Source organism: Klebsiella sp. RC2, assembly GCF_014192815.1.
Lineage (GTDB): Bacteria > Pseudomonadota > Gammaproteobacteria > Enterobacterales > Enterobacteriaceae > Klebsiella > Klebsiella variicola.
Genome location: NZ_JACHYL010000001.1, coordinates 295,165 through 320,680, shown reverse-complemented (window position 1 = coordinate 320,680; position 25,516 = coordinate 295,165). Strand labels below are relative to the sequence as shown.

Genomic DNA, 25,516 nt, shown 5'->3' with positions numbered 1-25,516 from the left:
GCGGATCACTCCGCCTCGTCTTCCGCGACCCGCACCCCAACCTTCAGCACGTGATCGTTCTCTTTTTCCGCCACCGTCCACACCATCCCGGCGAACTCCACCTGGTCCCCCACCACCGGCGCCGCGCCCAGCAGCTGCTGCACCACTTCCCCGAGCGACTGCTGATGCTCGCGGAACTCCTCTCCGCCGTCGAGGCCGTAGATTTGCGCCACATCGGCGAAGCGGGCCTCGGCATCAAGAATGAAGTCGCCGAAAAAGCGCTGATCGAGCGCCACCGGCGGCGACTGGCTGAACATTTTACCCAGTGCCGGCAGGTCGTGCTCGCGACCAATGACGCACAGGATATCGCCTTCCCGCAGGCGGGTGCTGCCGGTGGGGTGCAGCAGGGCATTGTTGCGAAACAGCGCCGCAATCCGCGTCTCCGGCGGCATATGCAGATCGCGCAGCGCCGCGCCGATGCACCACTTATCGGCGCCCAGCTGATAGACAAACTGCTCCCACGGGTTTTCCGGGTGAATATCCAGCCCGACGCGGGAGATGGGCCAGCTGATGGGCGGCACCACCACTTTGGCTTTCTTCGCCGCCCACGACAGCGAAGTGCCCTGCAGCAGCAGCGACACCAGCACCACGAAGAAGGCGACATTGAAGAACAAGCGGGCGTTGTCCAGCCCGGCCATCATCGGGAACACCGCGAGAATGATGGGCACCGCGCCGCGCAGGCCAACCCAGCTGATAAACACCCGTTCGCGCAGGTTAAAGCCGCGAAACGGCAGCAGGCCGGCAAACACCGACAGCGGGCGGGCAATGAAAATCATCCACATCGACAGCAGCAGCGCCGGGATGGCGATCGGCAGCAGGTCGGAGGGCGTCACCAGCAGGCCCAGCACCAGGAACATGGCGATCTGCGCCAGCCACGCCAGGCCGTCGAAGTTCTGCAGGATACCGTGTCGGTTGCGGATCGGCCGGTTGCCCAGCAGAAAGCCGCAGAGATAGACGGCAAGGATACCGCTGCCGTCGAGGGTGGTGGTGACGGCAAAAATCATGATCCCGCCGCTCAGCGCCAGCAGTGGATAGAGTCCGGCGGGCAGCACGATGCGGTTAATCATCTGCAGCAGCAGGTAGCCGCCGCCGAGGCCGATGGCGATCCCGAGACCAAACTGCTGGATGATATGCACGGCGAACATCCAGCTGAGGCCGGTCTGGTGCTGCTGGATCATTTCGATCAGGGTGATGGTCAGGAAGACGGCCATAGGGTCGTTACTGCCTGACTCAATCTCCAGCGTTGAGCCGACGCGCTCGTTGAGCCCCTTGCCGCCGAGCAGCGAGAAAACCGCCGCAGCATCGGTGGAGCCGACAATGGCGCCGATCAGCAGGCCTTCGATCATATCCAGCTTGAACAGCCAGGCAGCCATCATCCCGGTCAGCGCCGAGGTGATCAGTACCCCGACCGTCGCCAGCGATAGCGCGGGCCATAGTGCGACGCGAAAGGAGCTGGCCTGGGTGCGCATCCCGCCGTCCAGCAGGATCACCGCCAGCGCCAGGTTACTCACCATATAGGCGAAGGGGTAGTTGTCGAAGGGGATGCCACCGATGCCGTCAATGCCTGCCAGCATCCCGATGGCCAGAAAGATGACCAGAATCGGGATGCCAAGGCGCGATGAAAAGGAGCTCAATAAGATACTGCAGGTTACTAAAACAGAACCCAGAATAAACAGACTAATGACCGCAGCGGCGTCCAATGTTCACGTACTCCCTGACTGGCGTGAAAAAATGGCTAAAAGTGACACTATTTTAACAATTCGCAGGGGATCCGCCTATGCGTCCGGGAAATTTATTCTGTCAGCACCGGGTGGCCGCTGATCGTCAGAGTGGTGGTAGCTGCCTGATTCACCAGTCGCGCGCGGGCGCCCAGCGGCAGGGTCACCGTGCGCTGCTCGTGGCCAAACTCCAGTCCGCTAATCAACGGCAGGGAAAGCTGCTGGCGCAGGTAATCAAAGACCTGCGGCAAATCGTACCCCGCGTCATAGTCGTTTGGCGCGCTGCCGGTGAAGCTGCCGAAGATCACTGCTTTCTGCGCCGCCAGCACGCCGCTGTGCAACAGCTGAAGCAGCATGCGCTCGACGCGGAACGGGTGTTCGTTGATATCCTCCACCACCAGGATGCCGTCGCGGATCGCCGGTAGCCACGGCGTGCCGATAAGCGAGGTCAGCATCGCCAGATTTCCCCCCCACAGGGTGCCTTCTACCTGGCAGTTCGGCCCTTCGCCCGGCCATTCGAGGGTAAATTCCGCCTGGCGTAGCGCCTGCCAGAAATGGTGCTCGGTAAACGGATCGAGGGTCTCCGCGCCGAAGTTGCCCGCGAGCATTGGCCCGCTGAAGGTGATGACGTTGCCCGTAGCCAGCAGGCCCGACTGGATAGCAGTGAAATCGCTGTGGCCGCAAATCAGCAGCGGGTCGCGCTGCTGGCGGGCAATCAGTCCCTGCCAGTCGATATGCGGCAGCAGGCGACTGGCGCCGTAGCCGCCGCGCACCGCGAGGACGATACGGTTGCGCCCGGGCAGCTGGGCCAGCTGGTTAATATCGGCCAGGCGCTCCTGTTCAGTCCCGGCGAAACGCTGCTGCCGGCGGGGAATGACCTGCTGGTGGGCCACCTCATGTCCGGCCTGCTGCAGACGCTCGACGCCGCGGGCTGCCGCCTGCTGGTTAATGCAATAACCCGAAGGCGCGACCAGATAAAACTGAGACATGATAATTCCTTGCTATGAATGAAAGGGTTATGATGCCGCCTGGAATGGCGATTGTCATCTCCAGGTGGCTAACTTCAGTCCGCACCCGTCATCCTTCAGGCTGTCGGCGGGCGGGGGACGTACCGCTGCCGTCGTTCTGCAGCATGATGGCGTTTGGGTAGATAAGGATAGATGTGTGAAATTGAGATGGTTGCTTATTTTAGTCGTTTTTCTGGCCGGTTGTAGTTCGAAACATGATTACACTAACCCGCCGTGGAACCCCGAGGTCCCGGTGAAGCGGGCGATGCAGTGGATGCCGATCAGTGAAAAAGCCGGCGCCGCCTGGGGCGTGGACCCGCAGCTGATCACGGCGATCATCGCCATCGAGTCGGGCGGTAACCCTGCGGTGGTGAGTAAATCCGGCGCCGTCGGGCTGATGCAGCTCAAGCCGTCGACCTCCGGACGCGATGTCTACCGGCGGATGGGCTGGCGCGGCGAGCCGTCGGTCAGTGAGCTGAAAAACCCGGAACGTAATATCTCGATGGGGGCCGCCTATCTGAGCATTCTGGAGAACGGTCCGCTGGCGGGGATCAAAGACCCGCAGGTGATGCGCTACGCGGTGGTGGTCTCCTATGCCAACGGTGCCGGCGCCCTGCTGCGCACCTTCTCGTCGGATCGCCAGGACGCCATCGATGAGATTAACGATCTCGACGCCGATGAGTTCTTCGAGCATGTGGTGAAGAAACACCCGGCACCGCAGGCGCCGCGCTATATCTGGAAACTGCAGAAAGCGCTGGACGCCATGTAGGCCTACGCTCACCCCGCAGGCCTGGCGGGGTGAGTGCTTCTCACTCGCCTAATCCTCGGTACGCAGCGAGGTGATAGCGCTCATCGGCGCAATGAGCGTTTTATAGTCCCGGTAGCGCTCGGGAAGGGATCCTGGGCCGTTCACCGCCACGCAGAGTATGGCTGTCGCGTCATCTTCCTGATCGCCTTTCAGCGCTAACGCTTCTCGTAACGCATCGATGCAGGCATGGGCGTCATGATGTGAGATGCCGCAGATATCGAGACGAATGGTTTTGCTAATGGCTTCTATCCATAACCCGCCCCACAAAGCGCAACCCGTGGGCATGAGCAGGCAACTAAAGATGCTGTACGCGGTGAAGTCGAGCCAGATAAAGGTCTTACTCACAACGATAACGCCGAGGGCGATCGAAGGGATGCTGATGGCCAGCATATTACACCCGCGGCGCAGCGGACTTAAGGCTAAGCCCGCGCTCGCTATCTGTTCCTGCCAGAGGTTACGTCCGGCAATACTCAGGCTGCAGGGCAGATCTTCATGACACGGCTTTCGCACCTCAAAATGGTCAAACAGTATTCTTTCAATGACGTTCATTTCCTGGTTTGCATAGCGTCCGTTGGCCAAAACCTGCCCGGCCTCCGGGATCCACAGATACTTTTTACTGAGTAAGCTGAACATCGCCAGCTGGATCACCCGGGTCCCTTCTCCGGTCAGCCAGGCCAGCAGCCATGGACTGACCTCCGTCGCGTGCGGCTGGGGCTGAGCCGCTGGCCGTGTCACGACGATCGTCGTACCGATAGCAATATAGATACCCGGGACGATAAACATAAATCCGCCAAGAAACAGCAGTGGATGCAGATGCATCATAAAATTCCACATACTGTCCCCTCGTTAATCCAGGCGCTGCAGACAAAAGGGATACTGAATAAGGTTGATGATTTTTACATATTCAGCAAATCTTTCGGGAAGCAGGGTGGTTGTACCAATCGCCACGCAATAATCGGCGTTTTCATCGGTCAGGGTATCTGCGTCAGCAATAAGCGTCTCTTTCAGGGTATCAATATAGTGGTGAAGAATATTAATAGCGATCCCCTCCCGGTCGAGCCGGGTGGCATTTAAGGTGATGCATAATAGCCACAGCCACCACAGTCCGGAAACCATAAACATCACCAGCCAGCTCAATACGCTGGAGTGAATTATCGCCTGATGATCAAATAGTGTTTTCCAGACGAGCACAGCGATTAACAGCAGGGAGGGGGCGGCAATCACTATCATGTTCCACGTTTGGTGCGTTGGGCTTAGCCGTAGCCCACTGCAGTGGGGATCGGTAGCCCAGTGGTTTTGTTCAGCGACGTGCAGAGAAAGCGGGAGATCCTGGTGACAGGATTTTGGCGTAGCGAAATGGTCAAACAGTATTTTTTCCACGCAGGTCATTTTGCATTCGGCATACTGCTGATTGGCGCAGAGCTGAATATCTTCAGCAGAATGGATGAGGGTGACATAGTTTTTTCTTAACAGCCGGAACATGGCCAGCTGAATGACGCGGGTGGCGCGATGACGTAGCCAGGCTAAAAAAGAGGGGGAGATAGAATAGGGCGCCGGGACGGCGGTGGTATTTCCAGCAGGGCGGGTCTTCGCAATAATGATATTCAGCAGAATATATATCACTGTGGTGGATAATACATAATAACCCATAAATGATAACGGATGTAAATTGGCAATATAGCTAATGACGGGGTTCACTTTTATTCCTTGTGAGCGCTATAACCGGTTTGCGCCAGCATAGTAAGCTTTCTCATCCGCGGGGGGCAAGTGAAATAATGGGGTGGCATTTTTAAGTTAATTTCAGCAATAAAAGCGAGATAAAAGTCTTCATGAAAGCCTCCGCCGTCATGGCCGGAGGCTTATATTGCTGCGGTCAGTTAAAAGTCGTAGCCCACGGTGGCCATGACGCTGCGCTCTGCTCCCCAGTAGCAGTTGCCGGTGCCGTAGCAGCCGGAAATATACTCGCGGTCGCCGATATTGTTGGCGTTAACCTGCACATAAGCGCCTTTCAGCGTTGGCGACCAGACACCGAGGTCGGCCCGCATCATGGCATCCATCAGCGTGACCGACGGCAGCCGCGCGGTGTTGGCATCATCCGCCCACTGTTTGCCGATGTAGCGGACGCCAGCGCCCACCGAGATCCCCGCCGGGAACTGATAGCGCGCCCAGAAGGAGGCCATCTGATCCGGGGTCAGCTGCGGCGTGTTGTTATCGGTACCGTCCCTGGTGTCCTGGAAGCGCAGACGATTCCAGGTATACGAGGCGATAGTACTCAGCTGCGGGGTGATCTGGTGGTGTGCTTCCAGCTCAACGCCCTGGGAATGGACCTTACCCGCCGGAATATAGGTGGCGGTGGCGATGTTCGGGTCGCGGGTGGCGACATCCTTTTGCGTCAGGTCGTAAATTGCAATGCTATAGAGGTCGCGGCTGCCCGGCGGCTGGAACTTCAGACCGGCTTCGACCTGCTCGGCGGTGGTCGGTTTCAGCGGTTTGCCGTCCGCGCCCGGCAGCATCGCCGGGGTGATCGCCTGGCTGTAGCTCAGATAAGGCGAAAGGCCATTATCCAGGGCGTACAACAGCGAGGCGCGGCCGCTGATATGGTCGTCTGAACGGCGGTTTGAGGTGCCGAAGGTATCGCTGACCTGCTGGGAAACGATGCGGTCGTAGCGTGCGGAAACATCCACATGCCAGCGGTTCCAGACCATCTCATCCTGCAGATACAGCCCGGTCTGGTAGTAGCGGCGATGATTGTCATCGCTGTAGGTGACGGTATGCCCGGTCTGCGCGGTATAGCCGGTAAACGGGTTTAGCGGCGCCGCACCGCCGGCGCCGGTCCACAGATCGTTGCGGAAGCGATGATATTCGGCGCCGAGGATCAGGGTATGCGCCAGGTCGCCAGTATTGAAATCGGCGCGCAGGCGGTTATCGGTCGACCAGCCGTCCAGCGAACCGCGCGAACCGCTGTAGCCGCGGGTCAGCATGTCGCTGTCATCTATCCAGCCGACCTGGTAGACCTGATCGAGGGAGACGTTGGTGTGGGTGTAGCTCCCGGCGGAATAGACCGACCAGACGTCGGTGAACTGGTGGTCAAACTCGTAGCTGTAGATCTGCTGGCGGCGCTGATAGCCATCTCCCGGATCGCCCTCGTTGGTGCTGGGGGAGAGCTTACGACCATTATGCGCGTAGCGGGTGCCATCCAGCGGCAAAGAGCCGTGGTAGCCGCCGGAAGGATCTTTTTGCAGATAGGTGCGCAGCAGCAGCGAGGTGTCGCTGTCCGGCTGCCATAGCAGGGAAGGCGAAATCGCGTAGCGCTCTTCGCGGGTATGGTCATACTGCGTGTCGCTGCTGCGGGTCATCCCGATCAGCCGCCATGCCCACTGCTCGTTGATGGCGTCGGTGTAATCGAAGGCCGCGCCTTTGGTATTTTGCGTACCGCCGGTCAGGCGGACGTGGCCCTGCTGGCTAAACTGCGGGCGTTTGGAGGTCAGGTTGACCACGCCGCCCGGCACGCTCTGCCCGTAGAGCGCGGAGGAGGGGCCGCGGATCACATCGACGCGTTCGATAAACCACGGGTCGATTTGCACAACGTTATGACTGCCGCCGTCGCTCATCAGGCGCATACCGTCGAGGAACAGGTTATCGACGTCGCCGCCGTGGTAGCCGCGCAGGGAGATAGCGTCGAACCGGGTCGCGCCGCCGCCGAAGCTGGAGTAGACCCCCGGGGTATATTCCAGCGCCTGGCTGATGGTATTCGCCCCCTGGTCCGCCATCTGCTGGCGGGTGACCACCGACACCGACTGGGCGGTGGTGATTAACGGCTGGTCGGTTTTCGTCGCCCCGAGCGAAGTGCTGGCGCTGTAGCCTTCAGTCGGCGCGCTGGCGGACGCCGGCGGGCTGGCAGTGACCACCACGGTCTCTTCAGCTAGCGCGGTGAGGGGAAGGGCGACCACGAGGGCGTACAGCAGCCTCGGGCGTTTTCGGGAAATAGCCACGTTCATAAGATCATCCTGAACCAACGCGGTCTGGTACTCCTGTACGCCGCCGCGGGAAAAACGAATCTGTCATTGTTCGTTAAAAAGTAATGCGAATTATTATTGTTTGTATTTATGTGATCAAGCGAAAGGTGACCGGTTCAGGGCGATGGGGGGAGTGACGTGCTTCCCGCGGGCCGCAGAGCGGGGCTGCACGGGGACGTTGTCAGCAGGGAGACGACTACCCCCTACCGAATTTGGTAGGGGGTGCGTGAAAAGCGTCAGGCGCCGGTTTTTTGCGCTGCCGCCGGTGCGGGGTCGTTGGCGGCTGGCTTGCTCTGCGCGGAAGGGGCCGCCGCCGGGCGCGTGGCGGGCAGGGCATCGCAGGGTTTCTCCTGCGGGCAGATCAGATCCAGCATCTTCAGGGTGACACCGTTGGTCCAGCCAAAGCCATCCTGTAGCGGATATTCGCCACCGCCGCCGCCGGTCCCGGTCGAGCTTACGTCATACTTCTCCACCAGCTTTTGCTTGCTGTCATAGGTATGCTGAACGTTGCTCAGGAAGCGCCAGCTGACCTCCATGGCGATCTTTTGTTGGCCGTAGTTTTGCAGGCCCTCGACCGCCACCCACTGCAGCGGCGCCCAGCCGTTCGGGGCGTCCCACTGCTGACCGCTGTTGACGGTGGTGGTGGTCAGCCCGCCGGGTTTGAGCAGCCGCGACTCAGCGGCGGCGGCCACTTTCGTCGCCCGCTCGCGTGACGCCGCATTGACGTACAGCGGGAACAGCGCCGCCGCGGTCAGCTGATTGCGCACCTTGCGGGTTTTCAGATCGTAATCGGCGTACCATCCCTCTTTATCATTCCACAGATATTTCTCGATGGCCTGCTGGCGGGCATTAGCCAGCGCATCGTACTGCGTAGCGCCGGCGCTGTCCCCGGATGCCTTGCTGGCGCGGGCGAGGGTTTTCTCCAGATGGAACATCAGGGCATTGAGATCGACCGGGACAATCGAGGTGGTGCGAATGGTGGCGAGCTGCTGCGGATTATCCATCCAGCGGGAGCTGAAATCCCAGCCGGAGGCGGCGGCGGAGCGCAGGTCGCGATAGATCTCGGTTGCCGGACGATTCGGGTTGCTTTTGGCGGTTTTGACGTCGTCAAGCCAGGACTCGGGGCGCGGGGTGTCGTTATCGTCCCAGTAGCGGTTGAGCAGCGCGCCGTCCGCCATCCGCACCGCCCGTTTGTCGGCGCTGCCGGGGGCCAACGCGTCCGCTCCGGCCATCCAGTAGCGATACTCCTTCTCCAGCTGCGGCTGGTAGGTTTTCAGTACCTGGTCGCCATCGTGCGTCGCCAGCAGGCTCACCATAAAGGAGAAGAAGGGGGGCTGCGAACGGCTGAGGTAATAGGTGCGGTTGCCGTTGGGGATATGGCCCCAGGTGTCAATTTCCGCGGCGAAGTTGGCGACCATATCTTCGACTTTATCCCAGTGACCGCTTTCGGCAAGACCCAGCATGGTGAAATAGCTGTCCCAGTAATAGACTTCGCGAAAGCGTCCTCCGGGGACCACGTAGGGCTTAGGCAGCGGCAGCAGCGAGTCCCATTTTTCCACCTCGACGGTGCTGCGGGTCAGGACCGGCCACAGGCCATCGATATGTTGACGCAGGGTTTGCCCTTTAGGCGGCACATAGGTGTCATTTTCTTTCGGCAGCGTGAAGTTCAGCTCGACGAAGTGGCGCAGGTCAAAGCTGGCCTGGTTTTTCTGCATCCGGTAATCAGCAAGGATCATCAGCGGATCGCTGTTAGGGATCGCGTCGGCGAAGGTTTTTTGATCGGCAAAGAGCTTCGCACTCTGGACATCATTGAACAACGGGCCCAGCAGAATATCCGGCGAGGGGGGCGGCGCGGTTTTGCCTTCTTCCGCCTGGACATTCAGGCTCATCAGGGCGAGCAGGGCGCCGCCGATCGCCAGGCGCAGGGTACAGGGCAAAGCAGCGGGACGATGTGCATCAGTACTCGTCATGGGGAGTTCTCCTTATCATTATCGACTGCGGGCCACGACGTTTGGCCATCCAGAAACCTTAGACGAATATCTGCCGCTGCGCGTGTCAGGGGTAACATTTTGCGCGAAAACAGAGGATTTACCTGCCAGGTTTTCTGATATAACCACCAGCAAAGCGGTTAGGTTTACAGGCAAGCCAACGCGCCCGGGAGCCAGTCATGAATCGACGTCAATTTCTGCTGTTTAGCGCCGCTGCGCTGTCTGCGGTGCGGGGCGCGGCGGCCACTGCTCCGGCGCTGACGCTGCCGCTGTGGCCGGATCAACCGCCGGGGGGAGGCGGGCCGGGGGGCGAGGCCCGGTTATCCGCCCGCGGCGCGCTGAGCCATATCCCTCGTCCTGTGCTGACGGTCTGGCAACCCGCCCGGGCCACTGGCCACGGAGTGCTGGTGGCGGCCGGCGGCGGATACCAGCGGATCGAGATGGGCAGTGAGGCCTGGCCTGCGGCGCACTGGCTGACGGCGCACGGCTATACCGCCTATGTCCTGAGCTACCGCTTGCCGGGGGAGGGCTGGCAGGCCGGTGCGCTGGCGCCGCTGCAGGATGCGCAGCGGGCCCTGCGGCTGATCCGCGCCCGGGAATCGCAGGTCAGCGTGCTCGGTTTTTCGGCGGGGGGACATCTGCTGGGGATGGCCGCCTGTCGGCCGGCGTTCGCCAGCTACCCGCCGGAGGATGCGCTGGACCACCAGCCCGCCACCGCCGACGGCGCCGCGCTGATCTATCCGGTGATCACGCTCCTGCCGCCCTGGAGCCATACGGCGACCCATCGTCTGCTGGTGGGGCCGCAGGCGAGCGAGGCGGCCGACCGCGCCTGGTCGGTACAAACCTGGGTGACAACGGCCACACCGCCCTGTTTTCTGGTACAGGCGCAGGACGATCCGATTTCCAATCCGCACAATACGCTGTTGATGGCTGACGCCTGCCGCCAGCATCAGGTTCCTGTGCAGCTTTTCCGCTATACCCGCGGTGGCCATGGCTTTGGTATGGGGCGCCCGGGAACGCCGACGACCGCCTGGCCCACGGCCTATGCCGCCTGGCTGAAGGCGCTGGCGTCCACGATGGCGCAAAAATCGTAGCGCTGCCTCACGACGGTGCAACCGCAGCCGGGCGCGGGCGGCTGTTCTGGCGATTTTTTGCACAATCAGACGGCGGGTCAGAACAGATTTGCACAACGCCGCGGCGGTAGATGACCTGGCATAATTAATGCTTATCTCTTACCGGGATTACCACAAAGTGAGTACAACCGGAGGGGATAGCCATGATTAAAATTACGCTACCTGACGGGCATTATTATGACGAGATGCTGACCGCGCAGGGTGAACAGCGGCCGCACTATAATGCCTGGTGGCAATGGTTTCGCAACACCGATCAATTCTCTATCCGGCAGAAAAAAGCGCAAGCGGAACTGCTTTTTCACCGTATCGGCATCACCTTTAACGTGTACGGCGAGGATGAGGGAACCGAGCGGCTGATCCCGTTTGATAGCGTGCCGCGGATCATACCCGCCGGGGAGTGGCAGCGCATTGACCGCGGCATTCGCCAGCGGGTGAAAGCGCTGAACGCCTTCCTCTATGACATCTATCATGAGCAGAATATTCTGCGCGCGGGGCTGATCCCGGCCGAGCAGGTGCTGGCCAACGAGCAGTATCAGCCATGCATGCAGGGCATCAACCTGCCAAACAACACCTATGCCCATATCACCGGCGTCGATATGGTGCGCAATAACGACGGTCAATACTACGTGCTGGAGGATAACCTGCGTACGCCGTCCGGCGTCTCCTACATGCTCGAAAACCGTAAGATGATGATGCGCCTCTATCCGGAGATGTTCGAGCAGCATCACATTGCGCCAGTGGAGCGTTACCCGAGCTACCTCCTGCAGACCCTGCGCGAAAGCTCGCTGGTGGATGACCCTTGCGTCGTGGTGATGACCCCGGGGCGTTTCAACAGCGCCTACTTTGAGCACAGCTTCCTGGCGCAGCAGATGGGGGTCGAGCTGGTGGAGAGCGCCGACCTGTTCATTAAGAACGGCGCGGTGTATATGCGGACCACCGAGGGGCCGCGGCGAGTGGATGTGATTTATCGCCGCATCGACGACGCCTGGCTCGACCCGCTGGCCTTCCGCGCCGATTCCATGCTCGGCGTACCGGGGCTGCTGTCAGTCTATCGCGCCGGCGGCGTGGTGCTGGCCAACGCTATCGGCACCGGCGTCGCCGACGACAAATCAATCTACCCGTACGTTCCGGAGATGATCCGCTTTTACCTCGGCGAACAGCCGATCCTCAGCAATATCCCCACCTGGCAGTGCCGGAAAGCAGAGGACCTGCGCTATGTGCTGAGTAACCTTGAGCTGATGGTGGTCAAGGAGGTCCATGGCGCCGGGGGCTACGGCATGCTGGTTGGCCCGCGTTCGACTAAAGAGGAGCGAGAGGCCTTCCGCCAGCGCCTGCTGGCCAATCCGGCCAACTATATCGCCCAGGACACCCTCGCGCTGTCGACCTGCCCCACCTTCGTTGATGAAGGTCTGTCGCCGCGACATATCGATTTACGGCCCTACGTGCTGTCCGGGCAGGAGATGCGGCTGGTGCCCGGCGGCCTGACCCGCGTGGCGCTGACCGAAGGGTCGCTGGTGGTCAATTCGTCGCAGGGCGGCGGAACCAAGGATACCTGGGTGATGGAGGATGACGCATCATGCTAAGTCGTACGGCGAGTGAATTGTTCTGGATGGCCCGCTATCTCGAGCGGGCGGAAAGCTACGCCCGGGTACTGGACGTGACCTGGAAATTATCGATGATCCCCCGGCACAGCCAGCAGTCGCGGGATCTGGCGCTGCCGCTGAATTTGTCGATGACCCACGAGCTGTTTCAGGCGCGCCATGCCCGCTTTACCATGAGCAACCTGCTCAACTTTTTTGCCCTCGATGGCAACAACCCCTGCAGTATTTACAGCTGCGTGGAGATGGCGTGGAACAATGCGCACGCGGTGCGCGGCAGTCTGTCGGCCGAGGTGTGGGAGAGCATCAACGCCACCCGAATCGAGCTGCGAACCCTGCGCCAGCAGGGGCTGGGCGAACTCGGCAGCGACGGCTTTTTCGAGTGGGTGAAAGAGCGGGTGCATCTGTTTCGCGGGGCGGTGATTGGCACGCTGCTGCGCAACGACGCGCTGAGCTTTATCGGCATCGGCACGCTGATAGAGCGTGCCTTCGCCACCACCCAGCTTCTGCTGATTAAGGATCAACAACTGACCAACGACCCGGATCCGGTGCGGGAATACTATCGACTGGATACCTTGCTCAATGCGGTCAGCGCCCGCGAAGCCTACAACAGCCTCTATCGCCAGCCAGTCAGTCGCGAAACGGTGATGGAGCTGCTGATCCTGCGTAACGATATTCCGCGTTCGCTGCGCGCCAGCATTGCCGATCTGGTCGGCGAGCTGGAGAAGATCGCCAACGATCGCTCCTATCAACCGCTGCGCCTGGCCCATCAGCTCAACGTTGACCTGCGCTTCAGCACCCGCGACGACCTGGCGCAGGCGGACCTGCAGACCACCCTTAACGGCCTGCTGGCGAGAATTAACGCGCTGTCCGACAGCATCAGACAAACCTATCTGGAGGCCTTATGAAACTGGTCATCGATCATCTCACCCGCTATGGCTACGATGAAGAAGTGAAGTTTTCCACCCAGTATCTGCGCCTGACGCCGCGCAGTACCGGCCGGCAGACCATCACCGCCTGGACGCTGACCCTGCCGGACGGGGCGGCGGTGACCACTACCGACGGCTGGGGCAATGTGCTGCATGTGCTGACGCTGGATAACCCGCACAAGGAAATCACTATCCGCGCCAGCGGGATTGTCGATATCGCCGACGAAGGGGAGGAGACGCGTGATGAAGAGGCCGAGCTGCTGTCGCCGCTGGTTTTTCTGCGCTGTACGCCGTTAACCCGCGCCGATACGGCGATCCGTGAGTTTGCCCAGCGCCTCTATCGTCCCGATGCGGCGGAAGAAAGTCTGAATCAACTGATGGCGGATCTGCTGTTAAGAATGCCATACTCCCCCGGCGCGACCCAGGTGCAGGACTCCGCCGCCGACGCCTTCGCCCGCGCGAAGGGGGTGTGCCAGGATCATACCCATGTTTTTCTGGCCTGCTGCCGCGCGCTGGAGATCCCGGCGCGCTACGTCAGCGGCTATGTTTACAGCGATAACGCTCAGCATGTGGCGATGCACGCCTGGGCGGAAGTCTGGCTCGACGGCCGCTGGCTGTCGTTTGATATCACCAATAATACCCGTCGCCTGAATCAGCATTTGCGGCTGGCGACCGGGCTGGATTATCTCGACGCCTGCCCGGTACGGGGCACCCGGCTGGGCGGCGGCGGGGAGATTATGTTAACCAACGCTGAAGTGCGCGAACACAGCCAGCAGGCGCAGCAGCAATAATACGGGAAAAACCGCAATGACCTACTGTGTGGCCATGTGCCTGGCGGATGGACTGGTGTTTGCTTCCGACTCCCGCACCAACGCGGGCGTCGACCATATTGCCACTTTTAAAAAGCTGCACGTTTTCCATCAGGAGGGGGAACGGGTGCTGGTGCTGCAATCCGCTGGCAACCTGGCCACCACCCAGAGCGTGATAAGCCTGCTCAGCGCGCGCATCCGTACCCAGCAGGAGCCGAATCTGATGCAGGTCACCTCCCTCTACGACGCCGCGATGCTGATCGGTAAAACGCTGCTGGAGGTGATCCAGCGCGACAGCAGCAACCAGCAGAACTGCAGTAACACCAACTTCAACTGCAACCTGCTGCTTGGCGGCCAGATCGCCGGCGAAACCCATCGTCTGTTCCATATTTATCCGGAGGGCAACTTTATTGAAGCCACCCGCGACACACCTTATTTCCAGATTGGTGAAAGCAAGTACGGCAAGCCGATCATCGATCGGGTGCTGACCATCGATACGCCGCTGGAGCAGGCGATGTGCTGCGCGTTGATCTCCATTGACTCGACGCTGCGCAGTAATCTGTCCGTCGGCCTGCCGCTGGATACGCTGCTCTACCGCAGCGGCAGCCTGAGCAGTGCCGGGCAGCATCGCATCACCGACAGCGATCCCTACTTCAACCGCATCCGCAAGGCGTGGTCCGAAGGGCTGTTGCACACCTTCCAGACGCTGCCGACCTGGACCCCAGCGGAGCGGGAAGAGGAGTAGCCCTGGAACACGAGCTCGCCCGGAGCCCGGCCACACGGATGATGACCGGCTCCCTTCGCCCTTAGCGCGTCTCCGCCAGCCGCTCGCCGCTGGCGGCATCAAACAGATGCAGGTTTTCGCGGCGGAGAGTCAGCCCCAGCGTCTGCTGCGCCGCGACCGCCACCCTGCCGGCAACCTGCACATGCACCGGAAAACCCTGCCAGTCGAGATGCAGCAGGGTGGATTCCCCCGTCACCTCCATGATGTTTACCGTTGCCGGCGCGCCATGCGCATCCGGCAGAATATCCTGCGGGCGCAGACCGACAATCAGCGGGGCATCGCCCTGCTGCGCCACGGCCTGATGCCAGCGTTCGGCCAGCGGAAACCACAGCGCGCCGCAGGCGACGCCGGGCTGACCGTCGCGCACGGCGCGCTGACCGGGCAGGAGATTCATCGGCGGGGAGCCGATAAAGCGGGCGACGAAGGTATTGCAGGGCTGGTCGTAAATGGCCAGCGGCGCCCCCTGCTGGACGATCTGCCCGTCGCGCATCACCACAATCTGATCGGCCAGAGTCATCGCCTCCACCTGGTCATGGGTGACATAGATCATGGTGGTATTGATGCGCTGGTGAAGGGATTTGATCTCCGCGCGCAGCTCCATCCGCAGCTGGGCGTCAAGGTTCGACAGCGGCTCATCGAACAGGAAAACCTGGGGGTTTCTGACCATGGCCCGGCCCATCGCCACCCGCTGGCGCTGGCCGCCGGAGAGCGCTCGCGGATAGCGAGCCAGCAGTTTATCAATCCCCAGCAGGCTGGCGACCTGCTGCACTTTGCTTTTCTGTAACTGCTTATCCACCTTTTTGACCTGCATATGAAAGGCGAGATTTTCCGCCACCGTCAGGTGGGGGTAGAGCGCGTAGCTCTGAAAGACCATCGCCACATCGCGGTCGGCCGGATCCAGATCGTTGACCGGCCGCTTGTTCATCAGAATGGTGCCGCCGGAAAGCGTTTCGAGACCGGCCAGCAGGCGCAGCATGGTCGACTTGCCGCAGCCGGAAGGGCCCACCAGTACGGTAAAGCTGCCGTCGGGGATGGTGAGGTCCAGCGGCTGGAGCACCGTCTGTTTGCCGTAGCGCTTGGCGACATCGATCAGTTCAACACTGGCCATCGGTGGCCTCCTCAAGGTGATGTTGCAGGGTATGCCAGTCGGGATAGCGGCGCGGGGAGGTGCCGATCGCCTGCGCGGCGACGGTATTTCCCCAGCGCAGCGCGGCTGCCGCAGGTTTACCGCTCAGCAGCGCGGCAAGGAATCCTGCGTTAAAGCTGTCGCCAGCGCCGATGGTATCGATCACGGTGACTGGCCGGGTCGGCGCATGGTGATGGCCGTCGGTCGTCCAGCAGTCCGCGCCGTCGGCGCCGCGCTTTACCACGCACCCGCCGCGGCCGCTGAGCCGTGCCGCCAGGGCTGCGGCGGCTTCGGCGAGGGTCGGGTGGCCGGCCAGCTGCAGGGTTTCAACGTCGTTGAGCAACAGCCAGTCGCAGTCGCCCAGCCAGCGGTCGACCTCATGACGCAGCGGGTCGCTCCAGCCCTGAGGCGGCCAGCCGGTATCGACGGCAAGGGTAAAACCGCGCTGGCGGAGCGTGGCGAGCAGCTGCGGATAGTCGGACAGCAGCCCGGTACAGAGAAAGGTACCGCAGAGCAACACGATATCGCCCTCGCCAGCGGCGGCCGGCAGCTGGCTCAACACATCCCCGGCGGTCAGGCGGGTAATATGTCCGTGGTTGCTGAGGAAGGAGCGCTCTTTGTTGGGATGGGTGATCGCCACCGTCAGCGAAGTTTCACAGGGATACTGCGGCCAGCGTGCGCTGCCGCCGGGAAACTGTGCCGCCAGCCACGGAGTAAACGCGTCGTCGCCCTGACAGCCGACTGTGCAGTGCGGAAGCTGCATGGCGGCGGCGGCCAGCGCGCAGTTGCCGGCAGAGCCGCCGGGCCGCAGAGCGCTGTGCTCGAGCATCATCTCAGTCCCCTGGGCAGGCCAGTGGGTCAGGGTTCCCATCACTAAATCAATATTGTAATTGCCCACGATATAGAGCACAGGTGTCCTGGTGTTATCCATAGTTATCCTTTACTTCCCCCGTTAGTGAGGCCGCTGACCAGCGTTTTTTGCAGCCAGATAGCAATCAACAGCGGAGGGACTGAAGCCAGTATGCCGACCGCCGCCACCAGCCCGTCATCGGTGGCGCGGCCGGCGGTGAAGCCGGCGATGGTCACCGGCAGCGTTTGGGCGGCGAGGTTGCTGGTGAACAGTAGCGCATAGAAAAACTCGTCCCACGCCAGCAGCCAGCCGAACAGCGCGGCGGCGCCAAGCATCGGTTTCGCCAGCGGTAGAGTAATGCGCAGCAGGACCTGCCAGATGCGCAGACCGTCAAGCCGGGCCGCCTGCTCGATATCCTGCGGCAGGGTATCGAACTGGTTTTTGACCATCCACGTCAGAAACGGCACGATCAGCGAGCAGTAGACCAGCACCAGCCCGCTGCGGGTGTTGAGCAGGCCAAAGTGTTCAAGAATAAAATAGAGCGGCAGCACAAAGGCCACGGGCGGCACCATATAGATGCCGAGGCCGGCGTACAGCCAGCCGTCGCGGCCGGGATAACGCGAAAAGCTGAAGGCGGCGGGGATCGCCAGCAACAACGACACCAGCGTCGCCCCGGCGGCCACCAGCAGGCTGTTGCCCAGCGCGGGAAGAAACAGCGCCCCGGGTTCGCCAGGGGCCAGCGACAGCAGATGGCCATAGCGGCTGAAGTCCCACTGCCGCGGGAGCCACTCCAGCGGGACGCGGGTGAGGTCCGCGGTGGTGCTGACGCTCATCAAAAACAGCCACAGCATCGGGGCGAGGATCGAGATCGCCACCGCCAGCGCCGCCAGATAACGCAGTACGATGTACCCTTTACGCTTCATCATCAACACTCCGGCGCCGCTGACGCAGCAGCAAAAACAGATACAGGGCTATCAGCACGGCGCACATCAGGCTCATCAGCATGGCGTAGGCCGCGCCGCTGCCGGCGCGCAGGTAGCTGAAGGACTCCTGATAGACAAAAAAGCTCAACGTTTTGGTACTGTCGAGCGGGCCGCCGCGGGTCATAACATAGATAATGTCGAACACTTTGAAGGCATCGATGGTGCGTAGCACCAGCGCGACGCCAAGGGGACCCACAATGGCCGGAAAGGTAATGGCGCGAAAACGCCGCCAGGCCGAGGCGCCGTCGAGCCGCGCCGCCTCGTACAGATCGTCGGGAACAGACTGCAGGGCGGCCAGCACCAGCAGGGTGACCAGCGGGTAGTTTTTCCAGATATCCGCCAGCATCACCGCGTGCAGCGCGGAATCCGGCGAGCCCAGCCAGCTGCGATAGCTGTCAATCAGCCCCAGCTGGCTGAGCAGAGCATTAACGCTGCCGTAGTCGGGATTAAAGTTAAGCCGCCACATCATGGCGTTGACGATAGTTGGCAACGCCCACGGCAGGATCACCAGCACCCGCAGGACATTTCGCCCGACAAAACGCTGATTCAACAACAGCGCCACCAGTACGCCGATCGCCCCCTCAATCGCCACCGAGACCACGGTGAAATAGAGCGTTCGCGCGAAGGCCGCACGAAAGTCCGGGTCGGTCAGGGCATAAAGATAATTATCCAGCCAGACGTAGTGGGTCGCCTCGCCGCTTCCCGCCAGCGCGGTATCGGTAAAACTCAGCCACAGCGTGCGCGCCAGCGGCCATGCGGTGAGGATAAACATCGCGATAAGCATGGGCGCTAACAGCACCCATGCCTGACGATGCTCGCGTCGTTGCAGACTCAGCATCATGCCTCCTTAACGCAGACGGGCCGCGCTGGTGTCGACCGCCTTGAGGGCGACGTCGGGCGTGGCTTTACCCTGCAGTACCGACTGAAGCTGCTGTTGCAGGGTGTTTGACAGGCGCGAGTAATCTGCCGTTTCGGGACGAGAGAGCATCACGTTCAACGACTTGTCGGCGGCGGCGATCAGGCTCTCCTGGCCTTTGGCAACGGCAGGATCCTGGTACGAGGCTTTCCACACCGGCAAGCTCAGTTTGGCATACTTGTCCTGTACCGGCTGGGAGGTCAGATAGTGAATATACTGCCAGGCCTCTTCCGGATGCTGACTGGCTTTGGCGATGCCCAGCCCCATAGAACCGTTGACGGCGCCGGGTTTATCCGGGGTATCGCCTGGGGCGGGGACAATGCCAACATCACCTGCGACTTTACTCTGTTTCGGATCGTTGGCCATGTTGTACATATAGGTCCAGTTGAGCGCAAAGGCGGCGTCGCCATTGGAGAAAGCCTTACGCACATCCTCCTCAAGATATTCACGTGATGCCGGGTTGCTCAGCCCCTGATCGAGCGAGGTTTTCATCAGCGTGACCGCTTTCAGCGAGGCGGGCGTCGAAAAATCGAGCTTGCCGTTCTGGTAGAAGCTCCCGCCGAAGCCGGAGACGAGGGTGGTGTAATCACAGACCAGCGCTTCCGCTTGCGACCAGCTCCAGACCAGAGGATATTTAACAATCCCTTTGTCCTTAAGCACTTTGGCGTCGTCCATTACCTGCTGCCAGCTGGCAGGCGGCGTTTTGATCCCCGCTTTGTCCAGCATGGCTTTGTTGTAATACAGATATTTGGTGTCGAGGATCCACGGCATGCCGAGGGTTTTGCCTTGATACACCACGGTATTCATCGCCCCGGGGAAAATCTTCTCGCGCTCGTCGGCGGCAATCCGTGAGGAGACATCCTGCAGCAGATCGAAGCGGCTAAACTCCGCCGGCCAGATCGCGTCGAACAGCACCACGTCGTAGCCGTTACCCCCTGCGCCGCGGGCGGCGACGATCTTGTCGTGCAGCGCTTCATAGGGGACGAATTCGAGATTGACCTTCACGTCAGGGTGTTGCTTTTCGAAGTCACTGGTCATCGCGCGAATGTCGTTTTCGCTATAGGCCGCCTGGGTCATGAACAGGGCATTAATCTGGGTCGCTGCGCTGACGCTCCCGCTGATAACGAGCATCGCCAGCAGACAGGCGTTGACCCGTAGTGCGCTGTGGTATTTCATCTTTGCTCTCCGCTGTGCTGTACTGAAAGGGGTTATGATTTATTAAATCAATTTGATTGATTTAATCAGGGCGACAATATCGGCGACATCTCCCGAGTGGTCCCAGCACTAAGCGTAGCAAAGGGTATGCCATCGCGAAGACCCGCCTGCGCGGGTCGTTGTCAGATCTGTGATGCCGGCTAAAATTTCACCAGTCCAGCCTGGAAGGGAAACGATGAAAACATCAGGTACAAACCTTGAACATGCCCGGGTGCATAACCGCCGGGTGATCATTGAGGCGGTGCGTTTACATGGCGAGCTGACCCGCGCCGAGCTGGCGCGGCTGACCGCGCTGACCCCGCAGACCGTGTCGAATATTGTGGCGGAGCTGGAGCAGATGGATATCCTGACCAGCCACCAACCGCGGCGCGCCAGCGGCCGTGGACAGCCAGCGGTGCCGGTGAGCCTCAATCCCGCCAGCGCCTGGTCAATTGGCATCCATCTTGATCATCAGACGCTGATTGTGGTGCTGGTGGATCTGGCCGGCGAGGTCCATTTTCGCCGACTCATTCTGGTGCAAAAGCCCCAGCCTGGTGCGACCTTTGCCCGCCTCGCCGAGGTGCTGGATGAGATCCGTGCGCTGCCGACGCTGGACTGGTCGCGGGTGCTGGGGATGGGGGTCGTGATGCCGGGGCCCTTTGGCGTGGAAGGGATCTCGTCGACGGGGCCCACGACGCTCAACGGCTGGGAAGGGGTCGATGTAGCGGCGGAGCTCGGGCGACTCAGCGGCCTGCCGGTGACCCTCGAAAACGACGCCACGGTGGCCGCCATTGGCGAACGCTTTCACGGCGTGGCGCGGCAGCTCAACTCTTTTGTCTATCTCTATATTGGCACCGGTCTGGGCGCCGGTATTTTTACCGATGGTCATGTGTATACCGGCCATGCCCATAACGCCGGTGAGGTCGGGCATATTGTGGTCGCGCCGAACGGTCGCCCTTGCTATTGCGGGAATGAGGGATGCCTTGAGCGCTATGTTTCGCTGCAGGCGGCCTATGAGTTTTGCGGCCTCGACCCCTATCGCGCGCTGCCGGAAGATCTGCTGTCGGTGGACGCTGCGCTTTTCGACCAGTGGATCACCAGCATCCTGGCGCCGTTGCGTCAGGCGATCAATTTGCTGGAGTGCGTCTTCGATGCCGAGACGGTGGTGGTGGGCGGTATGATGCCCGCCCCCTTGCTGGAGAAAGTGCTGGCGCGGCTGCCGCCGCTGTATCAGTCTGTGCGCGGGCGTTACCTGCCGGCGCAGCGTGTCAAAATGGGGATGACCGGCACCGATACCGCCGCGCTGGGCGCCGCTGCGCTGCCCATCTTTGATGAATTTAATCCGCAGTTTCAGGTGTTGATGAAAGCGGTGAATACAAACGCGCTTTTTGGCAAAGCTAAGTAAATTAAATACTTTGTTATTTAACGTGTTATCTCACATCTTCGGAGGGAATGAGGCAACACGGCAAGGTATCGGAAGTGACGGAAAAGAAGACGGCTGTCTATGTGGATGATCAACAGCGCATCCTGATCCGCCAGCTGGCGCGCAGCTGGCTGTGGCGCAGCGAGCTGCCGACATGGCTGCTGATAGTGACGGTTTACGGCGGCTGGTTTGCCTGCGTGGCGGGCTGGCAGACGCTGGGTTTGATGCCGGCCACGCTGCTGCTGATCTGGTTTACCACCTGGTATATGTCCTTACAGCACGAGCTTATCCATGGGCATCCCACCCGGCTGGCATGGTTTAACCAGCTGTTGGGGACGCTGCCGCTGGCGGTCTGGTATCCCTATGGCATCTACCGCGACAGCCACCTGGCGCACCATCGCAACCATCTGCTGACGCACCCCGAGGACGACCCCGAATCGTACTATGTGACGGCGGAAAGCTGGCAGCGCTTCTCTGCCTGGCAGCGCCGCCTTATCCACCTGCGCAACACCTTCTGGGGGCGTCTGCTGCTGGCGCCGCTAATGGATATTATTCACACCCTGAACAGCGCGCTGCGGGCTTTCCGCGAGGGCGACCGCCGCGCTATCGCCATGTGGAGTCTGCATCTGTTGCTGCTGACGGGCCTGCTGACCTGGATAGCGGCGCAGGGTTTTTCCCCACTGTGGTTTGTGCTGGCGGTGAGCTACCCGGCGCTGGCCCTGACCAAAGTGCGCTCTTTTCTCGAACACCGCGCCGCGGATGACCCGCTGGCCCGCTCGGTGATCAACGAGGCCGGGCTCCCCTGGCGGGTGCTGTTCCTCAATCTCAACTACCATGCGGTGCATCATGACCTGCCAGGGGTCCCCTGGTACGCTTTACGTCAGCTGTATCTGCATCGCCAGACGGCTTATCTGCAGCGTAATCAGGGGTTCCTGGTGCGTGGGTACGGCGAGTGGCGACGCCATTTTGGCCGCCGGGCGGTGGCGGTGAACGCCCATCCGGGCTTTGGCGAGCAGGCGCAAGCGGGAGGAGAACATGGCTGAACGCATGACCTTTCCGATGTATGCCATCCACCGTCAACAGACCCAGGCCCTGTGGCAGGCGGTGCAGTCGCTGCTGGCCGAACGCGGCGTGACCGTGACGGGAGATCCTCCGGCGGCTGACCCCGAGGATCTGCTGGACCACTGGCGCCAGCCGACGCTGTTGCTGAGCCAGACCTGCGGCTACCCGCTGGTGACCCAGCTGCCGGAGGTGCAGACGGTGGGCTGTTTCCACTACGCCGCGCCCGGTTGTGAAGGGCGCCGCTACCGCAGCCTGTTGGTGGCCCGCGAAGCGGATAGTCATCGGATGCTGGGGGACTTTTTTGGCCGTCGGGCCGCGTGCAATGCCGAGCACTCGCAGTCCGGCTACAACGTGCTGCGTAAAATGGTCGCGCCGCTCTCCCGGGAGGGGCGATTTTTTTCGGAGGTGGTGTTCAGCGGCAGCCATCGGCAGTCGCTGCGCGAGCTGCAGCAGGAAAACGCCGATATCGCCGCCATCGACTGCGTGACCTACGCGCTGCTGCAGCGCCATCAGCCGCAGGCCCTGGCAGGCCTGGTGGCGATCGGCTGGAGCCCGGCCGCGCCAGGGCTGCCGCTGATCACCGCCGGCGCCACTCCGGCGGCGACGCTGAATAGCCTGCGCGAGGCGCTCCAGCAGTTAGTGAGCGATGCGCGCTATCGTCCCCTGTGCGATGCCTTGCTGATCTGCGGCTATAGCGATATGCCGCGGGAGGCCTATGCGCCGCTGCTGGCGTGGCGGGATGAGGCCGCGGCGCTGGGAGTCAGCCAGCTATAGGTAAAATGCCCCGGCCAGCGGTCTGTGCCGGGGCGGGCCACGTCGGGCTACGGCGCGGTGAAGCGGTTTTCCACCGCGGGCAGACCGAGCTTTTCACGCAGGGTGCCGGGCGGGTAGCGATCGCGCATGACGCCGTTACGCTGCAGAATCGGCACCACCTGGTCAACAAAGCGGTCAAAGTCTCCCGGCAGCAGCGGGAACATCAGGTTGAACCCATCGGCGGCGCCCGCCTGCCAGGTCTCCGTTAAGGCGGCGGCAATCTCCTCGGCGCTGCCCAGCAGCAGCCAGCTATCGGAACTCTGTAATAACAATTTCCCCAACTCCAGCAGGGTGAGCCGCGGATCGTACTGGCGGATAAGCTTCAGCGCCGTGCGGATGCCATCAAAGCTCTCTTCATCGGGGAGCGGCGGCAGGGGTTGGTCCCGTGGCAGGGTGCTGAGATCCATCCGAAGATAAGAGGAGAGCAGGTCGATAGCCATCTGGTCGCTCATCAGCTGCTCGTTAAGCTGCTGGCGGGCCGCCTTTTCCTCGCTGGAGTTCACCACCACCGGCAGGACCCCGGCGATAATTTTGAAATGGGCCGGATCGCGCCCGTGCTGGCGCAGCCGCTGGTTCATCTCTTCGCGATAGGCCAGCCCCTCGGTGATCGAGTGAATAAACACAAAGTGCATATCAGACCAGGCGGCGGCCAGCGCTTTTCCCGCCTCTGAAGAGCCGGCCTGCACCAGCAGCGGATGGCCCTGCGGCGGGCGAGGGACGTTGAGCGGGCCGCGCACGCGAAAGTACTCGCCCTGATAGTCGAGGTGATGCACCTTGCCGGCATCGGCGAATAATCCGTGCGCTTTATCGAAGATCGCCGCGCCATCTTCCCAGGAATCCCACAGGCGAGTGACCACGTCGATGAATTCACTGGCCCGCTGGTAGCGGGTGCCGTGGCGGGGAAGCTGCTCCAGACCGAAGTTTGCCGCCTCTTCTTCCAGCCACGACGTCACCACATTCCAGCTGGCCCGGCCATTGCTGAGGAAATCCAGCGAGGCAAAGTAGCGCGCCAGGTTATAGGGTTCGTTATAGGAGGTCGACGCGGTGGCCATCAGACCGATATGCTCCGTCACCGCGGCGAGGGCGGAGAGCAGCGTCAGGGGTTCAAGCCGGGCGTTGGCATAGTGGGTCAGGCCGCTGGGCACCGTATCCCACACCGCGATATGGTCGGCGACAAAGATAGCGTCGAGGGTCGCCGCTTCGGCCTTGCGCGCCAGACTGGCGTAATAGTTGAGGGTAAATATTTCCGCTTCTGGTGCGTCAGGGTGACGCCAGGAGAAACGGTAATCCCCCTGCGGGTTATAAAAGAACAGGTTCAGGATCATGTGTCGGGTAGACATAGCGTGGACTCGCGGCTGAACGCCATCCGTGGCGGGGTGACGGTCAGTGTTGGGGGAGGTTGGCATTAACCCATTGCTCGGCGACGGCTGCCGGATCTTTATGCTGGAGATCCACCTGCTGGTTGAGGGCAATCAGCGTGGCATTGTCCAGCTTGCCGGAAACCTCATTGAGCACGGCGCTGATCTCCGGCGTCAGGCTGGCTTTGCGCACCAGCGGCACCACATTCTGACTCGGTTGTTCATGTTTATCATCCTCGAGGACCACCCATTTCTCCTTCGCCAGGTTGCCCTGGGTGGAGACGACCGTCGCGACGTCGATTTTGCCCGAATTGAGCGCCAGCCGGGTCAGCGGCCCGCCCATGTCCAGCGATTTCACCGCTTTGAACTCAAGTCCATAGACGCGCTTCAGCCCCGGCAGGCCCAGGGCGCGTACCGCCAGCTCCGGTGGTCCGCCGATCACCAACTGCGGGGCGACGGGCTTCAGGTCGGAGAGGGTGCGCAGATGGTATTTCTCCGCGGTCTCGGCACGTACCGCCCAGGCGGTGATCGAGGTGGCCGGGGCCGGGTTCAACAGGGTGAAATCGGCGGGCAGGGCCTGGGCCAGCTCAGCGCTAACGGCCTGCTGGCTGGTGGCCTCGGTCTTGCCGTTATAGAAATTGAGCAGGGCGCCAAGATATTCCGGAACGATATCGATCTCACCGCTCTGCAGCGCCGGAATAATAATTTCCCGGTTGCCAAGGTTGAGACGGGTGTTGGCCTCGATATGATTTTTCTTTAACGCGCTGGCGTAGATGTTGGCGAGAATGGAGCTTTCGGTAAAATTGGCCCCGCCCACCGTGACGCTGGCGGCAAAGGTGCTAACGCTCAGGCTGAAGAGCCCGGCGGCCAGCAGCGAGAGACGAAATCGACGGGCGGTGACGGCCTTGCCAAATAATTGCTTCATAATACCTCTTTTATTTTCAGGTTAATCAGCCCCAGGC

The 25,516-nt window shown here is 61.3% G+C and carries 22 protein-coding genes; 9 read left to right on the top strand and 13 right to left on the bottom strand.

Translation table 11 applies throughout. The features are described 5' to 3' along the window. Positions 1 to 5 precede the first annotated feature (5 nt). On the bottom strand, positions 6 to 1,739 hold the full coding sequence (locus FHW76_RS01500; protein WP_008804311.1) for a potassium/proton antiporter: 1,734 nt from the start codon (positions 1,737 to 1,739) through the stop codon (positions 6 to 8). 92 nt (positions 1,740 to 1,831) lie between these two features. Further along, the gene (gene ldcA / locus FHW76_RS01495; RefSeq protein ID WP_008804312.1) at positions 1,832 to 2,746 is read right to left on the bottom strand and encodes a muramoyltetrapeptide carboxypeptidase; all 915 of its coding nucleotides are present in this window, start codon (positions 2,744 to 2,746) and stop codon (positions 1,832 to 1,834) included. A gap of 175 nt (positions 2,747 to 2,921) precedes the next feature. On the opposite strand from ldcA, the gene emtA reads away from it, so the two are divergent. Beyond that, a complete protein-coding gene (gene emtA, locus FHW76_RS01490; protein ID WP_008804313.1) occupies positions 2,922 to 3,533 on the top strand; it encodes a membrane-bound lytic murein transglycosylase EmtA in 612 nt (203 codons plus the stop codon). A 48-nt stretch (positions 3,534 to 3,581) separates the two neighbouring features. On the opposite strand, the gene FHW76_RS01485 is transcribed toward emtA, so the two are convergent. From FHW76_RS01485 to FHW76_RS01470, 4 genes are all read right to left on the bottom strand, one after another. Then, a complete protein-coding gene (locus tag FHW76_RS01485) occupies positions 3,582 to 4,406 on the bottom strand; it encodes a TIGR04222 domain-containing membrane protein (RefSeq protein WP_008804314.1) in 825 nt (274 codons plus the stop codon). A gap of 12 nt (positions 4,407 to 4,418) precedes the next feature. Beyond that, positions 4,419 to 5,270, bottom strand: a complete 852-nt coding sequence (locus tag FHW76_RS01480) for a hypothetical protein (RefSeq protein WP_023297864.1) — start codon at positions 5,268 to 5,270, stop codon at positions 4,419 to 4,421. Between the two features lie 179 nt (positions 5,271 to 5,449). Next, on the bottom strand, positions 5,450 to 7,570 hold the full coding sequence (locus FHW76_RS01475; RefSeq protein WP_110209366.1) for a TonB-dependent siderophore receptor: 2,121 nt from the start codon (positions 7,568 to 7,570) through the stop codon (positions 5,450 to 5,452). Positions 7,571 to 7,824: 254 nt separating this feature from the next. Continuing rightward, positions 7,825 to 9,558 carry an alpha,alpha-trehalase gene (locus tag FHW76_RS01470; protein WP_064142137.1) on the bottom strand — a complete coding sequence of 578 codons (1,734 nt, stop codon included), beginning with the start codon at positions 9,556 to 9,558 and terminating at the stop codon, positions 7,825 to 7,827. Between the two features lie 197 nt (positions 9,559 to 9,755). On the opposite strand from FHW76_RS01470, the gene FHW76_RS01465 reads away from it, so the two are divergent. The 5 genes from FHW76_RS01465 (at position 9,756) to FHW76_RS01445 (ending at position 14,790) form a co-directional block, all read left to right on the top strand. After that, a complete protein-coding gene (locus FHW76_RS01465; protein ID WP_016161368.1) occupies positions 9,756 to 10,670 on the top strand; it encodes an alpha/beta hydrolase in 915 nt (304 codons plus the stop codon). Between the two features lie 182 nt (positions 10,671 to 10,852). After that, positions 10,853 to 12,292: a circularly permuted type 2 ATP-grasp protein gene (locus FHW76_RS01460; RefSeq protein WP_004180417.1), complete on the top strand. Its 1,440-nt coding sequence runs from the start codon at positions 10,853 to 10,855 to the stop codon at positions 12,290 to 12,292. Continuing rightward, on the top strand, positions 12,286 to 13,215 hold the full coding sequence (locus FHW76_RS01455; RefSeq protein WP_002910835.1) for an alpha-E domain-containing protein: 930 nt from the start codon (positions 12,286 to 12,288) through the stop codon (positions 13,213 to 13,215). Before FHW76_RS01460 ends, FHW76_RS01455 begins: the two co-directional genes overlap by 7 nt. Beyond that, positions 13,212 to 14,027, top strand: a complete 816-nt coding sequence (locus FHW76_RS01450; RefSeq protein ID WP_008804319.1) for a transglutaminase family protein — start codon at positions 13,212 to 13,214, stop codon at positions 14,025 to 14,027. Before FHW76_RS01455 ends, FHW76_RS01450 begins: the two co-directional genes overlap by 4 nt. 16 nt (positions 14,028 to 14,043) lie before the next feature. After that, positions 14,044 to 14,790 (top strand): proteasome-type protease, encoded by a 747-nt coding sequence (locus FHW76_RS01445; protein ID WP_008804320.1) that lies wholly within the window; start codon positions 14,044 to 14,046, stop codon positions 14,788 to 14,790. Between the two features lie 61 nt (positions 14,791 to 14,851). Here the strand turns inward: FHW76_RS01445 and FHW76_RS01440 are convergent, their stop codons facing one another. The 5 genes from FHW76_RS01440 to FHW76_RS01420 are packed head-to-tail and all read right to left on the bottom strand — an operon-like array spanning position 14,852 to position 19,880. After that, complete coding sequence (locus FHW76_RS01440) at positions 14,852 to 15,937, bottom strand: ABC transporter ATP-binding protein (RefSeq protein ID WP_110199342.1); 1,086 nt, start codon at positions 15,935 to 15,937, stop codon at positions 14,852 to 14,854. Then, on the bottom strand, positions 15,924 to 16,886 hold the full coding sequence (locus FHW76_RS01435; RefSeq protein ID WP_032733257.1) for a carbohydrate kinase family protein: 963 nt from the start codon (positions 16,884 to 16,886) through the stop codon (positions 15,924 to 15,926). Before FHW76_RS01435 ends, FHW76_RS01440 begins: the two co-directional genes overlap by 14 nt. 2 nt (positions 16,887 to 16,888) lie before the next feature. After that, positions 16,889 to 17,728, bottom strand: a complete 840-nt coding sequence (locus FHW76_RS01430; RefSeq protein ID WP_032738925.1) for a carbohydrate ABC transporter permease — start codon at positions 17,726 to 17,728, stop codon at positions 16,889 to 16,891. Next, positions 17,718 to 18,626 carry a carbohydrate ABC transporter permease gene (locus FHW76_RS01425; RefSeq protein ID WP_012541290.1) on the bottom strand — a complete coding sequence of 303 codons (909 nt, stop codon included), beginning with the start codon at positions 18,624 to 18,626 and terminating at the stop codon, positions 17,718 to 17,720. The genes FHW76_RS01430 and FHW76_RS01425 overlap by 11 nt, the downstream gene beginning before the upstream one ends. Positions 18,627 to 18,635: 9 nt before the next feature. Then, positions 18,636 to 19,880 (bottom strand): extracellular solute-binding protein, encoded by a 1,245-nt coding sequence (locus FHW76_RS01420; protein WP_008804325.1) that lies wholly within the window; start codon positions 19,878 to 19,880, stop codon positions 18,636 to 18,638. Positions 19,881 to 20,094: 214 nt separating this feature from the next. Here FHW76_RS01420 and FHW76_RS01415 point away from each other — a divergent pair, with 214 nt between their 5' ends. From FHW76_RS01415 to FHW76_RS01405, 3 genes are all read left to right on the top strand, one after another. Beyond that, positions 20,095 to 21,303: an ROK family transcriptional regulator gene (locus FHW76_RS01415; protein ID WP_039103940.1), complete on the top strand. Its 1,209-nt coding sequence runs from the start codon at positions 20,095 to 20,097 to the stop codon at positions 21,301 to 21,303. Between the two features lie 74 nt (positions 21,304 to 21,377). Beyond that, positions 21,378 to 22,364: a fatty acid desaturase gene (locus tag FHW76_RS01410; protein ID WP_181013554.1), complete on the top strand. Its 987-nt coding sequence runs from the start codon at positions 21,378 to 21,380 to the stop codon at positions 22,362 to 22,364. Further along, positions 22,357 to 23,157, top strand: coding sequence for a phosphate/phosphite/phosphonate ABC transporter substrate-binding protein (locus FHW76_RS01405; RefSeq protein WP_032741198.1), 801 nt, complete (start codon positions 22,357 to 22,359; stop codon positions 23,155 to 23,157). The genes FHW76_RS01410 and FHW76_RS01405 overlap by 8 nt, the downstream gene beginning before the upstream one ends. 47 nt (positions 23,158 to 23,204) lie before the next feature. Here the strand turns inward: FHW76_RS01405 and FHW76_RS01400 are convergent, their stop codons facing one another. Together FHW76_RS01400 and FHW76_RS01395 are read right to left on the bottom strand one after the other, a co-directional pair. Continuing rightward, a complete protein-coding gene (locus FHW76_RS01400; RefSeq protein ID WP_260182238.1) occupies positions 23,205 to 24,521 on the bottom strand; it encodes an NtaA/DmoA family FMN-dependent monooxygenase in 1,317 nt (438 codons plus the stop codon). A gap of 58 nt (positions 24,522 to 24,579) precedes the next feature. After that, on the bottom strand, positions 24,580 to 25,479 hold the full coding sequence (locus FHW76_RS01395; RefSeq protein WP_023297855.1) for an ABC transporter substrate-binding protein: 900 nt from the start codon (positions 25,477 to 25,479) through the stop codon (positions 24,580 to 24,582). Positions 25,480 to 25,516: the final 37 nt, after the last annotated feature.

What these genes read in the sequence shown, in the direction of transcription:
- ldcA (WP_008804312.1), bottom strand. Translation starts at nt 2,746, where the DNA reads ATGTCTCAGTTTTATCTGGTCGCGCCTTCGGGTTATTGCATTAACCAG.
- FHW76_RS01485 (WP_008804314.1), bottom strand. Translation starts at nt 4,406, where the DNA reads ATGTGGAATTTTATGATGCATCTGCATCCACTGCTGTTTCTTGGCGGA.
- FHW76_RS01475 (WP_110209366.1), bottom strand. Translation starts at nt 7,570, where the DNA reads ATGAACGTGGCTATTTCCCGAAAACGCCCGAGGCTGCTGTACGCCCTC.
- FHW76_RS01470 (WP_064142137.1), bottom strand. Translation starts at nt 9,558, where the DNA reads ATGACGAGTACTGATGCACATCGTCCCGCTGCTTTGCCCTGTACCCTG.
- FHW76_RS01465 (WP_016161368.1), top strand. Translation starts at nt 9,756, where the DNA reads ATGAATCGACGTCAATTTCTGCTGTTTAGCGCCGCTGCGCTGTCTGCG.
- FHW76_RS01460 (WP_004180417.1), top strand. Translation starts at nt 10,853, where the DNA reads ATGATTAAAATTACGCTACCTGACGGGCATTATTATGACGAGATGCTG.
- FHW76_RS01455 (WP_002910835.1), top strand. Translation starts at nt 12,286, where the DNA reads ATGCTAAGTCGTACGGCGAGTGAATTGTTCTGGATGGCCCGCTATCTC.
- FHW76_RS01450 (WP_008804319.1), top strand. Translation starts at nt 13,212, where the DNA reads ATGAAACTGGTCATCGATCATCTCACCCGCTATGGCTACGATGAAGAA.
- FHW76_RS01445 (WP_008804320.1), top strand. Translation starts at nt 14,044, where the DNA reads ATGACCTACTGTGTGGCCATGTGCCTGGCGGATGGACTGGTGTTTGCT.
- FHW76_RS01440 (WP_110199342.1), bottom strand. Translation starts at nt 15,937, where the DNA reads ATGGCCAGTGTTGAACTGATCGATGTCGCCAAGCGCTACGGCAAACAG.
- FHW76_RS01435 (WP_032733257.1), bottom strand. Translation starts at nt 16,886, where the DNA reads ATGGATAACACCAGGACACCTGTGCTCTATATCGTGGGCAATTACAAT.
- FHW76_RS01430 (WP_032738925.1), bottom strand. Translation starts at nt 17,728, where the DNA reads ATGAAGCGTAAAGGGTACATCGTACTGCGTTATCTGGCGGCGCTGGCG.
- FHW76_RS01425 (WP_012541290.1), bottom strand. Translation starts at nt 18,626, where the DNA reads ATGCTGAGTCTGCAACGACGCGAGCATCGTCAGGCATGGGTGCTGTTA.
- FHW76_RS01420 (WP_008804325.1), bottom strand. Translation starts at nt 19,880, where the DNA reads ATGAAATACCACAGCGCACTACGGGTCAACGCCTGTCTGCTGGCGATG.
- FHW76_RS01415 (WP_039103940.1), top strand. Translation starts at nt 20,095, where the DNA reads ATGAAAACATCAGGTACAAACCTTGAACATGCCCGGGTGCATAACCGC.
- FHW76_RS01405 (WP_032741198.1), top strand. Translation starts at nt 22,357, where the DNA reads ATGGCTGAACGCATGACCTTTCCGATGTATGCCATCCACCGTCAACAG.
- FHW76_RS01400 (WP_260182238.1), bottom strand. Translation starts at nt 24,521, where the DNA reads ATGATCCTGAACCTGTTCTTTTATAACCCGCAGGGGGATTACCGTTTC.
- FHW76_RS01395 (WP_023297855.1), bottom strand. Translation starts at nt 25,479, where the DNA reads ATGAAGCAATTATTTGGCAAGGCCGTCACCGCCCGTCGATTTCGTCTC.